The sequence below is a fragment of the Teredinibacter sp. KSP-S5-2 genome, from assembly GCF_032773895.1.
Lineage (GTDB): Bacteria > Pseudomonadota > Gammaproteobacteria > Pseudomonadales > Cellvibrionaceae.
Window position 1 is genome coordinate 3,469,483 of sequence record NZ_CP120416.1, and the last position, 15,945, is coordinate 3,485,427.

Genomic DNA, 15,945 nt, shown 5'->3' on the forward strand with positions numbered 1-15,945 from the left:
CTCAAACACATTCGGCTCGATACTATTAAAACAATATTTATCAAACAACAATGAAAGAAATACAGAGAGAGTTATTTATTGCTTTGGCGGAGAATTCTTTTTGAGGTCACATAAAATTAAATTACGATGCAACCCGCCAATATTTTTGCGCATGCATTGCACGATAAATCAGTAGAAATCTGGCATTTATTATTCATCAATCCCCTAAACAACATACACTTATTCTTAATTTTTAATACTCGCCATCGTTTGTTTAAAACTTTTGTTTCAACCAAACAAAAAATTATCACTTAGAATATATTGGTCAATTCATTTAAAAAATGAATACCATTCAATAAAAACTGAAAATAATTTAAAAAATTTCAAATTTTTGATGCGTGCTTTTATAGTTTTTGCGCAATCAAATACGTATGCATTTCCGGATATTGGTCGTATTCCAGATGTCGACAAACACACCCCTGCGCCATGATGACATTAAGAAAGCCGGACACACCTAAGGTTGCGTAATACATCTCCGGCCCCATTGTGCTATCGAGGTGATCACTCTCACGATCAACACCACCGAAAGAAAATATTAACACTCCCTTAGGATTCAACGCCGCAAGAAGTTTTTTTATCACCGCTTCTTGCTCGGCAAGCGGAACATGCCAGATGCTGTCCCAGGCCGAAATAAAATCGTATTTTTGGGGAAGGTGCCATTGGCAGATATCCTGCTGATAAAAAGTAATGCCAGGATGCTTTTGCTTGGCCAAGCCCAGCATTTCCTGAGAGACATCGACGCCTTCGGGTGTAAATCCGTTGTTCAATAACAGATCGATAAAACGCCCGGTACAACCACACCCGACATCCAACGCCATACCTCTCTGGTCGCAAAAAGCGATGGCCCGCTCATGCTGAATGACCCCATTTTCCCGGTTAAACCCTTCGCTCTCCCACAGATGAGTAATCCGGTCGTAAGCTTTACCAATATCTTCCGGTTTCACATATCCTCCTAACGGTATATCGAGTATGACATGGTGCTCTATTTGCCCATCATTTCATCTTCAATTCGGTATCTCAGGATTTCCCGTAGCAACAATGGTATATTCCTTACTAACATGTTGGAAGGAAGTACGCTTTAATGACTTTGTTAATTGCCTACCTGGTTATCGCTATTGGCATTTCGTTTTTATGTTCAATTTTGGAAGCTGTATTGCTCTCAGTCACCCCCAGTTTCGCCGAGACATTACAGTCAGACCGCCCCAGACAAGGCGCTAAGCTACACAAAGTCAAATCCCGGCTAGATGAATCCCTGTCCAGCATTCTAATTCTGAACACTTTTGCTCATACCATGGGCGCAGCTGGCGTAGGCTCCCAAGCCGTGCAAGTATTTGGTGTGCAATGGGAAACCGCCATAGCCGTACTTCTCACGCTGGCTATTTTATATTTCTCCGAAATTATCCCCAAAACGCTGGGTGCAACTTTCTGGCGCCAACTCGCCGTACCTGCGGCTTACACCATCTCCTGGCTGGTTAAGTTCACCTACCCATTAGTCTGGTTGTCGACACGTTTAACCAAGCTATTTGGCAAAAACCAGGAAAGTGAAATTACTCGGGAAGAGATTATCGCCCTCGCCTCCCTTGGCCATAAAGATGGCAATTTGTTTTCCCAGGAAAACCGCTATCTACATAACCTGCTTAGTATGCGTGAGGTACAGACGGAGCAAATACTTACTCCAAGATCAGTGGTACATATGCTCAGCGCTGAACTCACAGTCACTCAGGCCCTGGATGACCCCAAAACACCCCATTTCACCCGGATCCCCGTTTACGGTAAAGACATCGATGATATCCAGGGGAAGATTATTCGGGCCGACCTGTATCAAGCCGAACGCTCAGGTCATGGCGACGCATCGATCATGGACTATATCCAGCCACTTGATCGTGTATCGGAAAAGCTCCCTGTTCAACACTTGCTCGATATGTTGATCAAAAATAAAGCGCATATCTGTCTGGTTGAAGACGAATTCGGCCAAACTTCGGGCGTAGTTACACTGGAGGACGCTATTGAAACCATGCTGGGTAGAGAGATAGTCGATGAAAGTGACACCGTAGAGGATATGCAGGTTCTGGCTCGAACCCGCTATAGGCAGCGCCTTAGAGAAGAGAAAACTAAAGCCGAAGAGAATAAGCGCAATAAATAATCATTGTCTTTTTCAGCTAAAACTTAAAGGATACTTCACCATAAAATTTTGCCTCTGGAGTCTGATTCTGCAGTTTCTTCACATCGTCCTGCATCACTTTAGAGGCAAGAAAATTGGCTCCAAATCGTTTGTGGTTCAATTTTAGCCCAATCCCGATATTACTTATTTTTCCTTCTATCATCTCATCACCATTATTGACCGGGTGAATTTGTCCATATGCACCATCCACGAACATGTATGGCTGAACCACATGACTTATCTTTTCTCCCAACACACTGAAACCGCCAAATTCGGGAAAACCAAAAACCCAATCTACACCCAGGAAGATAGCATCATCTGCTTGCAAACCGTTCACCTCAAACCCTCTAGCCCGATTAGGCCCGGTCAGGCTCATCTGATTTATATTGGTTAAAGCGGTTCCGGCATATTGTCCTGAGCTTTTCACTAACAACCTTGTTTCCTTTTGGGTAAAAGGAAACCTCATAAACGCAAGCATAGTAAAATCATAGGTTACGAATTCGGCAGTATCTTCCCGGAAGCCATATAAACCACCAAGTTCCGTAGATTCACTATGGTGTATTGCCACATTTCCGACATACAGTTGTCGCCGAGCTTCATTGAGTAAATCAAAATTATAAATTAGAGAGGTTTTTTTAACTTTTTCATTGGTTTCACTAGCAACTGTATTGAGTTCAGTATCTATTTCTGAATATTTTAGCTGCAGGAAATAATTTTTAACCCTCAATCTTTTCAATTGATAACCCAGGCTTATGTCTTTTACTTCAGATTCACCAGTAAAAATTGGTTCGCCTTCTTTTCGAACATCCCGGGAAACAAAGTCGTTATTCGAATAACCGACACTGGTTCTGAGTCTGGGCAACCCCCAAAATGAGTTGTAGCGAAAAGCACCATAATCACTTTTCTCAGGCTCATAGGTTTTCAGCAATGCCAAATATATTTCATCCCCCCAGCCTAAGGGGTTATAAAAATAGGTATCCAGATATAACCGGTTCTTGCTAGTGCTCTCTGAACCGTGATTATCAAACCTTACATTACCAGCGAACCACTCTTCCTCTTTAGCCGTTAACCTTAGCTTGGTATCCCCGACCTGATCCCCTGGAGAGAGTAAACTATGCGCAGAGACACCCGGAATATCATTTACCAAATACAAAGCCTCTTCCAGCCTCTGATTAGTAACCGGTTGATTAATATGAGGAGCAAAAGCCCTTACAATTAACTTTTCGGAAACACGCTTTTTATTTACTACTTCCACTTGCCCCAGTTCACCAAGTAACAAGGTTAAAGTAACGACACCATCCCTTACTTTTTGCTCTGGAATAAAAGCTTTAGCCAGAATAAAGCCTTTTTCTCGGTAGAAACGCGTGATGACGTCGGCGACGTTTTCCACCATGCCAAGAGTAACACCCCGACTACGTCTTTGATCCCGAACGAGAAAAATCAAACGCTGAACATCAACAGGTTCTACGTGGCTATCTTTCGTTTCAGATTCAATTTGAGCAAGAAGGTCCGCGATTTCGCTGATTTCTTTTTCCGTATATCCCCACTTCCCTAACTCACTCTCTTTCATTAAATCAAAGCGAATAGATTCCACTCGTTTAATTAAGGCCTCACGAGTAATACCTAGCTCAGGAAACTCGACAACACCTTGAATTCGGAACTCTTTAATATTTAGCCTAGGGCCTTCAGTCGGATCAGGGTTGCGCTCACGAACAGGAGGAATATCCATATCCAATAGCATAGATTCGCGTTCATACTCAGGTACTTCTGTTGTATCTGGCATTGTTAGAAAACCCTGCGCGTGACAAATAAAACTGATGCCGCATATGGCAGCAAAAATACAACGCAACGCCGTTTTAACAATCGTACTACACATATTTTTATTCTTCATCGTTATGCCATCGCTTACGCAACTCATCCTCATCTTCTTCATAGAGTTGATCCTTCGGTAAACGAATAGAAATATCTTCGTAGGCATAGTTGTATATGTTGGTAAAGACAGCCGGATCAACCTCACCAACAGTTTCTAGCCCCACTAACAGGTCGACCAAACTGCCCACAATTGAGGGATTGTTCAAATCGCTGTCCGTAGAAAAACCCTTATCTGGTGCGCGACTAAAACCCCAGGCAGGAACAATACCCGGTCCACTAATATGTAATGAAGTTCTGGCAAAAACCACAATCGGTCTGGAGTCGATACCAAAGCCATCGCTCGTTGAGACTCGAATTACATCGCCAATGATTTCAGGTCGTTTGATATGAATTCGCGCGGGAGTTGCTGCCAAAAAGCCATCAAGAACATCCAACGTCATGGAACTCACATTGTAATTCCCATCAAACACACCTCCGGCCGCAGGCGTGCCACTAAGGGACACGTCATAATCACTTTGTGCCTGATTAGTTAGGAAAACATTCCCCAGGGTATTGGTAAAACGAATATCCCCGTTGGTGATAAGCGCTTCAATATTGGTTGTTCTTTGGTTGGAAAGATCAATACTTCCTGATCGATTCACAATATCCAGAATCCCTGAAGAGGTGTCTAGTTTATCGGTTATGCTCCCAATTCCAGAGTCAGACCGGATGTATAAACTATTCGACACAAGATTTAATGCGGCCCCATTATTATCCAATACCATTCCATCGCTGCTAATAGCAATGCGTTCAGCGGCCTCAATAGCTGCTACCTGAAAATCCTCTTTAACGTCAATGCCCACATCGGAATGGCTCGTAATGGAAGCAGATTCGCCCATAATAATTGCACCACCAGAAGAGAGAGACACTTCATTAAACGTTAAACTGCCATTAATATCTTGCTGCCCGGATGAATGTATATTGCCCTCAGCCTGGTTAGCCAACACAAGCCCATCAATACTGACTGAACCGGCACTGAGATCAAACACATTCCCCTCACTTCGCACAACACCATCCTGCCCAACAGAAAAAACACCCTGGGTTACTTCAAACCTGGCTTCTCCTGTCACATCGACAGTGCTATTAAGTTGAATATCTCCGCCCCTGGATTCAACCGTTAAATTGTTTGCACGCACTCGTCCTGCAAGATGTTCGATTTGATTTGCACGAATAGAAATATCAGCACCGTTCGTTGAGTTAGCCAGGATATCCGATGATATTTGAACGCGCCCAGAGCCTCCATCAAGCTTTGCCTCAGTTCCGGAATCTCCGCCTTCAAGCACAACACCGGCCAAAATATTAATCCCTTGCGCATTTAATGAGATAGTATTTTCTGCTGTCACTCTTCCCTGGATAATCATCTGACTTTCACCTGAGACAAACGAGGCAGTTGAAGACAAATTTATTGAATTGGCTCGAGTACTATTCACATATAATCGATTATTGGTAATCACATTAAACGCTTGAGCAATGTTGCCTCCAATACTTAACTCGCCACCATCGTCATCCGATAAGGTTAATGTACCTGCACTATTAACTTGAACACTATTAAAACTATTACCCTGGTTATTGAACTGTACTTGAGCGGAAGGATCGCTATTCACGATCATATTTCCAGATACAACAATCGCCCCATTTGATACAACATTTGAGAGGGAATTCAAGGTGAAGTTTTGTACATTAACATCACTTAACTCCGTCAGCCCATTATTCAAGGAAAGCAAACCCGTCGAGAAAAAAGAAAGTGGACCGGTTAGCGCATTCGCGCTATTCGTTAATGAAATATTCCCATTACTTGCTAACCGAATAGGGTTAGATGAAATTAATATTTGATCACTGGCAATATTTGCGCCCGATTCTATATCGAGCAAGCCCGTAACCAAATTTAATTCAAGGATATTTAGACCAACATTTCCAGCTTGCTCGATAAATAAAGGGTGATCAATGGACGATAATGATAAATTAGGTGTATTGATCCGAAATCGATTGGATACGGACCCGTCATGAATTACACCATTTAAACTTAACACACCACCAGCACCAAGCTGATAGTTTGCAGTATTAACTGCCAAGTTACTGATTGAAAGATTTTCAGCAAGATATAATGAATCCTGCATATTCAGAACGTCTCCCAATTGCCCATTCACCTCAAGGCTTCGCGCTGCACGAACCGAGATAGGCGTTCTGTCCTGCATATGTACAAAAAAGCCACTTGGTGTAGCCGCTTCCCTGGAAATTGAAAGCGTATTCACCTCTGTTTCAATAGAGTGCTTGGGATAATTAAACCGGAAAAGGTTGGTATCTAAATAACTCTCAACGCGGCCAATATCAGAAAAATTCACTTGATAGTTCTGGACTAAATTATCCGCATAGCCCAGTATCGACAAGTATCCGCCATCCGCACTTACTTGGTAGATTAGATCTAATCGATTACTTGAATCACCGCCAAACAACATTAGCTGTGCGGTAGCATCACCACCATTAAAATTCAAACGGCCATTTCGACCGCTTGCCATGTGCAAATTCAACAAATCACCGCCACCACCAGACTCGACACCTCCAGTAAGGTCACCCATCTCTGTCACAGTAAATTCGTCGTAGACTCCACCGGTTTGAATAGTACTAAAACGTTCAAAATAGGTTGTAGCAATTTGCAATCCATCGGCGCTCATTTGATTCAAACCATCGATAGTCCAGGATGTCCTTACATCACCGGATGTAACCGTTGCCTGATCATTACCAATGAATTTTTCTATAGAGTGGAAGGGAAGTGGTTGAGAAAAATCAATATTGGCCACCGACAAGCGACTAAGGTCTACCACATCTTCTGCTCCAGAGATTGAAGATGCATCAGTAAAATCACCATAAACCGTTACATTTTCAATACCTTCAACCTCATAGATAAATCTATCACTACCATTATTTCCTTGTAGGCGATTAAAACCAGAAAAGTGAACACGACTATTTAATGTACCTGACAAAGAAGACAGGATATTCCAGGTATTATCCGTATTCTCCCCGATTAAAACGAAGTTCTGATCTAAGGCCGAACTTACAATATTCACCCACTCGATATTTTTTATATTTAGGTGCGCAGCCTCTGGGACATACCCATCGACATCTAAATTTACTGAAAATGAAGTTTCACGATTGATGGTAATGATATCTTCTGGCGTTTGCCCAACTCCTCCACCGTTAATAAAACCGCTTACATGTCCTTCATTTGCAATTTCAAACCTATCCTGCCCGTCGCCGCCGGTCAGTCTTTCGACATTAGAAAAACTAGCATTTTGAAGCGAACCAGAAGAACCAAAACTGCCACTATCCCAGCCGTTCACAACCCAATGCGTTTCGCCTGCATAATTCAGAACTATTTCATCTACATGCTCTCCACCCACAAGTGATGTGGCGATATTTGCAGTGTTAATGGAGAAAACATCCTCCCCGTTTCCACCATGAATTGTTCCAACATTAGTGGAATCGATTGAAAACCAATCAACAAAATTACCGCCCACCATGTTGCGAACACCGGAAAAGGAAACCGTAAGGGGATTCTCCAGGGAACTATTTTGAAGCATTGAAACACTCGATATTTCATTTATCTGCCAGATATTGTCACTATCAGAAAAAGCATACAAGGTTCCATTATTATCCGAATCAATAATTCTAGCTGATATATTCAGTTCCACAATCGAGTAGGCATCATCCCCTGAACCACCGTCAATAATCCCATTAACAGAAGCATTTAGATTAAACCTATCGTTACCACTTCCCCCATCTATACCGCCGTAAAATATTTCGTCAACCCATTCCCCTTCGACAATCTCCCCATCAACCGAAACGTCAAAATTAAGATTAAAAATATCGTCACCACTTCCTCCCTCTATATTTCCTGAAAAAAACTCAACAACCGAAAAAACATCTTTTAGCTCACCACCCACAAGAGAATTAAACCCGGAAAATGTAATAACCTCCCCCTTTTCACCATCCTCCTTTATTTCGGTTAAGGTTGATTGCATGCTCTCTTCGGATATAATCCAGTTATTATATCTATCGGACCACGCCCGTAAGGAAGAGTTATTACCATTACCAATATAATGTTCAATATTGCTAAAGTTGGAACTAGAATTTTGAGAATTAGACAGACTAATCACAACTTGATTTAGAGCTCTCATATCAATCGTATTGCCTTCACCACCTCCATCTATACTAATGTCCACATTACTCCCATTTAAAAACGTGAAATAATCGACGCCTGAACGCCCCAAAAAAACCGAAAAGCCAGAAAAGCTTATCGTTTCCCCGTCGCCATATACAACACTCCCATCATAGATATCATTATTACCGAAGAACGTCCAATTATTATCTTCTACTGGCCCAACTATTGTACTACCAAATGAATTTGATAAAATATTTTCTATACCATCAACAAGAAATCCACCGTCATAATAATTATCTCTGATTTGCACCAACACATTTTTTCCGACATTAAAAGAAAGATCATCAACACCTTCTCCGCCATGAATTTTTTCAATTCCAGAAAAAACGATAGAACCATTAAGAACCCCAAACGAATCATACACAACCCATCTTGAGTCCTGAATAAAATTAACCTTTATTTCATCTCTTCCATAAAGATCACGTTCACCACCTACAACTCCACTTTCACCATTCGATCCGCCTACATTTAACCCAGCTTTATCAATATTAAATACATCCGCTCCAATGCCGCCAGACAATTTTCCCGACACGTCACCTAGAATGTGAAAAACATCATCTCCGACACCACCATTAACGCTCCCATTCTCCAAAGCATTGATAGTAAAAGTATCGTCACCTTCATCACCATTAACACTTCCTTTTATCAACCCATTAATAGTAAATGTATCACCATCCCCTCCGCCATTGACACTCCCATCTATCCGAGCGCCAATAGTAAAATCATCCTTACCAAGACCACCGTATAGCGATCCGTAGAATTCACTTCTTATATCAAAGATATTGGCTCTATCATCCCCAAAAACTTGTACGTCCCCCAAACCAGATTGAATCGTTCCGCTAAACACAAAGCTTTCTGAAAAGTTAATATTTATATTTCCCGCGCCGGGGAGACCCTCAGACTGGGTATAAATATCGCTATATAGATTAACTTTTAAGGGGACAACATCTTTATTTTCGCTCACGGAGCCCCAACTTGACATATGCTTGAAAAAATCACTAATCGAACCACTCACTGTATCTGATATTAATTCGGCCACTATGTTCTGATCATCATGGTTTCCACCGATAAAGAGGCCTCCACCACCCGTATTGATTGGATCATGTAGTGTTATATCGCCGGTAGCAAAAAGATAAACATTTCCTTCGCTTGTAAAAATACTAGATTTGCTAATAATTTCCTTATCCTCGCCATCAATGTAATCTGCAAACCCTAACTCAACATCACTACCTACTGCATAGAATAATCCACCCTGCGTGTTTATTATTGAATGATAGTTTGTCTCACCACTACCCCCAATTCTGTGACGACCACCAACAAATACACTCCCACCCCCAATGCCATCATTATTCGCAATTAACGCAATATTTAATTTATCCGGAATAGCAACATTATTTTCATCTTTTTTTGTTGATTCATTAACATCACTATCATATATGTTCGCGATCATATAGATATTGTTGTGAGCACTGAGAATTAACGATCCGTTTCCGACACCGTTAAAATCCAAATCAGATTCGAGTACGATATTTCCGACTTGATCTGTAGCGGGAACAAAACTTGAGTTTGTCGTTTCGATTAATACGGAATTATTTCCGTCTTCTTTTAAAGCCGTCAATATCGAAAAAATAGTAAGATACGAAACAGTGTTAAGGTTTTGTCTATCTCTCGGTTCAAAATAACGACTCACACCATGCTTTTGCTCATCATCCCGCATATTTTGACGGTTTGAGTTTCCAATAGTAATATTCCATGGATCAATCAGCCACTCTCCTCCGCTCCCATTTTCCGCTCCCACTTCCACGGTCAAATCCAAATCAACCACCGAAGATGATGTTTCGACAAAGCCGCCGTCAGCCAAACCAAAACCTTCCGCATTAATATTGCCGTAGGCACGCAGCAAGTCGTCGCCCCACAATATAATTTTTCCGGCTTTACCGTCCGTTAATGCTGAACTACTCACAGTGGTATTCACGCCGGCATACACAGCATTGGCATTAGGAATAAATGGGTTTTCCCCTTTTTTATCACCACCAATTAGTATTTGACCCGCCCCCCAGGATGCGTCGGCGGAAACGTGGCTGCTGTCTAACAGACCTACGCGATGGCCAAGTAATTTAATATCACCACCTGAACCATGATTGGATTGCGCGGAGATAAAACTGGCACCCGTTAACAAGGTTGTATCTAAACTATGTAATTCGATTCTGCCGCCTAAATAACGGCTACCATCGGCGAGTATTTTTCCTGAATGGGTGATGTTTTCTCCCAGCACATAGATCTCCCCCCCGGAGTGATCAGAAGAGACATTGATTGTTCCAGAATTGTGTACATCACCTCCCGCAGATAAGGTAAAACTGCCATCGTCATTCACCACGACACTGTTTGCCTGGCGAATGCTTTCCGTGTTCATGGCTCGGGTAAATATGTCTTGGCTGGCATTGGCGCTCAGCAGTACTTTGCCGCCCGATGCACGAATTTCCCCTGAGTTGAACACACCGCTATCGACACCTATGTCGTCCTGAAGCTGGGCTTGACTGACAGTAATGCCCAACAAACCTGAATGATCAAAACTCACGTAGGCTTCTTTGCCTGAAACAAGAGATACCGAACCCAACTCAGCTTGGATTAAGCCTGTATTTTCTACGCGACGCCCAACTAAACCAACATATCCTCCAGTTGCAGCATTAATAGTCCCAGAATTAATGACGACACCGTTTTTTCCTTCTAATGCACGGAAAGTCATATCACCATTCATAAATTCTTTTGGGTCAATAGCCAAACCGGACGCCAATATGCCTCCCGCATTGACGACGGAATTTTCTCCAAAAAAAATACCGTTTGGATTCACCAATATTACCTGACCATTGGCATCGATTCGTCCAAGGATATTCGAGCCGGTATTGCTTAATATATTATTTAAAGCAATGGCATTTTTATCTGGCTGAACATAGGTCACCCTTTCATTGCCTGCCACATTGTATGACTGCCAATTAATCGCCATCCTCTCGGATTGTTGATAGATTGTCGTAGCGTTGTCGCTTTGGCGAATATTTCCCTGCCCACCAACAACATTCCCGCCCTGTGGCGCTGACATCGTCGACTGCGTCGTCAATGCAAGACAAACTGCCAACGACAGTGGCTTTAGTGAAAAATTTCTTTCTCGCTTATGGGTTGCCATATGAATTGCTTTTTTCATCATTCACACACCGAAAACTTTATCGATTTTTGTCAAAAAATGTATAGCGATATTTTTACCAGGCACAAAGCAGCCTGAAAGCGGATGCTTTCATACACATATATTGTTTTACATCTGATACAACACCCAGATCTGAAAAACGACCAGTTGGGCTCAACGTGAATAAATCAGGCTTCAACCTGGACTTACAAAAAGATAGCCTTCACGTACTAGAAAGAGATTCAGGAGTCTACACAGGAGCTTTATGCCCCCTTATATATTAGTAATAATTATTCTCGTTAATGCATGATGCGCCACGAAAATAGTCAAAACACGAACGTGCATTATGCCACACTACATATAAGCTTTTATGCCACCTATATGCCCTATTTAATTTGTGTGAACCAATTCATTCTTTAATTTTCATGAAAATCTAAAAAAGGTATTTGAGGTGACAAAATGAAATTTTTAATCATCATACCTTCAATAATTATTGGTGGAATAAATCCCGAAAATAGAAATTATTTTTGGCAAAATAGATTCTGGATATGGATTAGAACGATGTGATTATGGAATTGAGATTTGTTCTCAAGAAATAACTCTTTTAAAAGCGATTCAGAATATGCGGGTTAGAGTACACGACATACCTGTGACGATATCTCACACTGTCGTAAAAAATCACCATCTATAGTTTTATTCAGCTCACCGGGTACTCTAATAAAAAAGCCTTTCCAGCTCTGGCAAATATGCACCGATAAATAAACACATGAGGATATTTATTTATCTCGTTTGCAAAAGCGGAAAGGTTAACAGCGTAGACCAACTACTTACTCTTCAAACACATATAAATGGCCATCCACATCACCAACAAACACTTTACCGAATTTCACTGCAGGGCGAGCATGTACACCGCCATTCACAAAGCCTTGCTCGACATGAGCCGGTTGATATTGCCAAAGGACGTCACCGGTCTCAGCGTCTATTGCTTTAAAGCCACGTGAAATCGGTTGCCAATAGTCATCTGTCGCCGTTGATCCAATGTACAACACATCATCTGCCAGCCTCGGCGTCCCCCAGGACCAACCAGGCATCGGCGTGTTCCAAATTTCTACCCCCGTCGTGCTATCAAATTTGGAAACCTTCTTTGCATCCGAACTGGCAATAAAAAACGTATTCTCCTCATCACCCGGTATTGCAGAAGACTCCACCCATGATCCGTCGGTATAGAAATATTTCCAATCCAACTCACCAGTTAACGCATTGATGCCATACAAGTGCGCATCGCGTCCTCCGACAATCACCTTTCCATCAATCACTGAAGGTTGAGACACAACCCGACCACCTGTAGCGAAAACCCAATATACGCTACCGTTCTTGCGATTCAGCGCAGTGACTTCCCCTCCCAAGTTGGTAAAGTAAACATACTTACCAAACACGCTTGGTGTTGCACGAATAGGTGTAGACACTTTATATGTCCATTTCACCTCACCGGAGTACGGGTTAACCGCATAGAAAGTACCGGTAGCACTGCCTACATATAATGTTTGGCCAGCAACAACCGGGGAGGACTTGCTCCAATCGTAATCCCAGGGTGGCTCATTGGAAGGCCCATTACGTACAAAATCACCATCCCCTAAATCCAGCCTCCAGGACAACGCTCCGGTACGCTTATCCAACGCGTAGAGAAAACCATCATCACTGGTAAAGTAGATATGGCCACGCTTAAACGCAGGGGTGGAGCGTACTATTCCTCGGGTTTTCGCTTTCCATTTTAAAGACTGGCGACCAATATCAACGGCATACATATGATTGTCGTCACTACCGAAGTAGGCCGTTTTACCTCGTACAACAACGTCTCCCCAAATAGCGCCATCGGCTTTATATTTCCAAAGCAGTTCGCCACTGCCTGCTAAAGAGGGGGTAGATACTGTGAGTAAAAGCGCAATAACGCCAAGCGCAGTCAATGCTAAACGGGTTATTTTTTCCATGTTCTCTCCCAGGTAATTGTTAAGAGTTATAGGGTCGAGAAACCTCGACACCGCTGTCAACTTTAGAAAGAACTGCTTTAAATGTCCTGAGGAAGACCTTTAGGGACCTTAAGAAATCTTAAGTGGAGCAATTTTGCCTTTTTTTGCACCTTTTTCGCCCAATAACCAGAAATTGTTCAGAGCATATCCTTTATAAAAGGGATTGGTAAGCAAACAAAGAGCGTATACGTAATAAAGGAAGGAAGATAAGAAGCCCGTCGGCAAGTGGGGAAAGCAGCTCCAGTATTGCCAGCTAACTTGCCCCAGCTTCGGGTATAAAAAGGATTTTGTTAATCGCCTTTGAGGGTCGCGGTAACATCCGCAATCGCATGGGCTACCAGACTGTTGGAAACCACCCCAATGATGGACTCTTCATCCGCCGCACCCGTTGTACTGACTAAGCCAATAGTACATCGGCTCATGTGGAACCGTTTGGCCGCCCCCGTCAAGGTAGTACCAGGTTCCAACACAATGTAGCTTCGTTGCTTAAAGTCATCTAGCGGTCTGTCACTTCTGATATGGTCATGACTCAAGTCGATCACGCCTTTTACCCGCCCGTCTTCTTCGACACAGATAAACTCCACATCTTCAGGAGCTTGGTCTTCGCCCGACAATACCTGGAAGCTCTTCGACATGACATCATCCACTGCCATATGCGATTTCAGATCGGAAACCAGCCCTTCCGGCACCATAAAACCTCGACGATTCAATTTGAGCGTATATATATCCCCGGTCATAAAGTGCCGACGGACGGCATAGGCGATACTCACCCCAATCATAATGGGAAGCACTGCCTGATAATCCAGCGTCATTTCATAAATAATAATGGCCGCGGTTAACGGCGCACTGGTGGTTGCCGAAACCATCGCCGCCATACTCACCACCACAAAAATCACCGGGCTGACATTCAATTCAGGGAATAACATGTTCACCAGGTTACCAAACAACGCACCAGTGACTGCGCCTAAAAATAATGATGGAGAAAAAACGCCCCCCGAACCACCGGAGCCAATGGTCAAACCGGTGGCCAATATTTTTGCAATAATCAAGAACACCAGAAAAAGCGGGTCTTGAATCATGTTCATTAATACGTCCTGAATAGTGGCATACCCCACACCCTGAACATAGTAATTCCCCGTATAAGTGTGAATGCTGTAAAACATGATCCCCAATACCAGAGTACCGATCATGTGACGGACATAATCATTCACCGGAATCTTTTCGAATACTTCCTCAGAAAAGTAAATACTTCGAACAAAGACAATCGCAAATAACCCCACCAACACACCTAACGGAATGGAAAGCAGAGAAGGAATAAACGCCGGCCCATGCTCTGGCATTTTTAATAATTCCGGGATGGAAAATGCAGGTTCATTACCAATTAAAAAATGACCAACATTTGCCGCAATAACCGTCGACACTGCCACAGCTAAAATGGTTCTGCTGTTAATGGTAATTAACAAAAGCTCAATTGAAAAAAGAATCCCCCCTAAGGGTGCATTAAACGTGGCAGCAATACCCGAGCTGGCACCACAGGCAATAAATAAATTACGTTGACTGACACTGACACGAGTCCACTTGCCCAACGTTGAACTTAACGCCGCCGATATTTGAATAATGGGACCTTCACGACCAAGTGAACCACCGGTACCAATAGTGATCGCAGAAGCAAGCGCCTTAACAATACTGACACTGCCCGGAATAATACCGCGCTTGTGATAAATGGCGTTCATCACCTCCGGTACACCGTGACCTTTGGCTTGCGGCGCAAAGTTTTTAACCAAATACACCACAAGAATGCCACCTAATACCGGCGCAAAAATAATTAACCACCCCAGATAGGATTCTGGCGTATGTTGGTTTGCATCATAATTCGTTGAAAACTGACCAAGAAAAACGGCATTGTGAATAAAGCCAATCAAGAGTCGAAAGAGCCAGGAGAAAATCCCGCTGAGAATACCGATCACGATGGATATGAGAAATACTGTTCCAGAACTTCTGGATACTAACTTCGAGTTATCCAATTCTATAACCTCATCATATATCATAGTTTTTAAGGAAGGCGTTTAATCAGGCAGCAGCCATGACAAAACGAGCGCGGAGGGTATAGGATTTCGGGCTCGTCCATGCCCGGCTTGATCAAATAAACTTGAGATTTTGCTTAATTTGCCTGTTTTTTATGCATGCCTTGCTGTTAACATCGATAGAGAACCGGTATATTTCAACCCATCCAGCAAAATGACGCTGTTGACACACCACAAAGACTTCCTGATTCCGCCAATCACCAGAACAAATCCAATATATAGAATCGCACTAAGGATATACTTTTCAGTAATAACGGCGATATATCCATCCAACCCCACAATAAAAAAACAAACACACGGGTGTTTGTCATAATGACTAAAACAAT

Annotated in this window: 6 protein-coding genes; 1 reads left to right on the forward strand and 5 read right to left on the reverse strand. The window is 42.6% G+C overall.

What is annotated here, in order from left to right:
• Window positions 1–383: 383 nt before the first annotated feature.
• Complete coding sequence (locus tag P5V12_RS14910; RefSeq protein ID WP_316953876.1) at window positions 384–983, reverse strand: class I SAM-dependent methyltransferase; 600 nt, start codon at window positions 981–983, stop codon at window positions 384–386.
• 137 nt (window positions 984–1,120) lie between these two features.
• On the opposite strand from P5V12_RS14910, the gene P5V12_RS14915 reads away from it, so the two are divergent.
• On the forward strand, window positions 1,121–2,182 hold the full coding sequence (locus P5V12_RS14915; protein WP_316953877.1) for a CNNM domain-containing protein: 1,062 nt from the start codon (window positions 1,121–1,123) through the stop codon (window positions 2,180–2,182).
• 16 nt (window positions 2,183–2,198) lie between these two features.
• Here P5V12_RS14915 and P5V12_RS14920 read toward each other — a convergent pair whose 3' ends face one another.
• From P5V12_RS14920 to P5V12_RS14935, 4 genes are all read right to left on the reverse strand, one after another.
• Entirely contained in the window at window positions 2,199–4,133 is a 1,935-nt protein-coding gene (locus P5V12_RS14920; RefSeq protein ID WP_316953878.1) for a ShlB/FhaC/HecB family hemolysin secretion/activation protein, read from the reverse strand.
• Window positions 4,081–11,532 (reverse strand): filamentous hemagglutinin N-terminal domain-containing protein, encoded by a 7,452-nt coding sequence (locus tag P5V12_RS14925; protein ID WP_316953879.1) that lies wholly within the window; start codon window positions 11,530–11,532, stop codon window positions 4,081–4,083. Before P5V12_RS14925 ends, P5V12_RS14920 begins: the two co-directional genes overlap by 53 nt.
• Window positions 11,533–12,335: 803 nt before the next feature.
• A complete protein-coding gene (locus P5V12_RS14930; RefSeq protein WP_316953880.1) occupies window positions 12,336–13,496 on the reverse strand; it encodes a PQQ-binding-like beta-propeller repeat protein in 1,161 nt (386 codons plus the stop codon).
• 329 nt (window positions 13,497–13,825) lie between these two features.
• Window positions 13,826–15,559, reverse strand: coding sequence for a chloride channel protein (locus tag P5V12_RS14935; RefSeq protein ID WP_316953881.1), 1,734 nt, complete (start codon window positions 15,557–15,559; stop codon window positions 13,826–13,828).
• Between the last annotated feature and the right edge of the window lie 386 nt (window positions 15,560–15,945).

What these genes read in the sequence shown, in the direction of transcription:
- P5V12_RS14915 (WP_316953877.1), top strand. Translation starts at nt 1,121, where the DNA reads ATGACTTTGTTAATTGCCTACCTGGTTATCGCTATTGGCATTTCGTTT.
- P5V12_RS14920 (WP_316953878.1), bottom strand. Translation starts at nt 4,133, where the DNA reads ATGAAGAAGATGAGGATGAGTTGCGTAAGCGATGGCATAACGATGAAG.
- P5V12_RS14925 (WP_316953879.1), bottom strand. Translation starts at nt 11,532, where the DNA reads ATGATGAAAAAAGCAATTCATATGGCAACCCATAAGCGAGAAAGAAAT.
- P5V12_RS14930 (WP_316953880.1), bottom strand. Translation starts at nt 13,496, where the DNA reads ATGGAAAAAATAACCCGTTTAGCATTGACTGCGCTTGGCGTTATTGCG.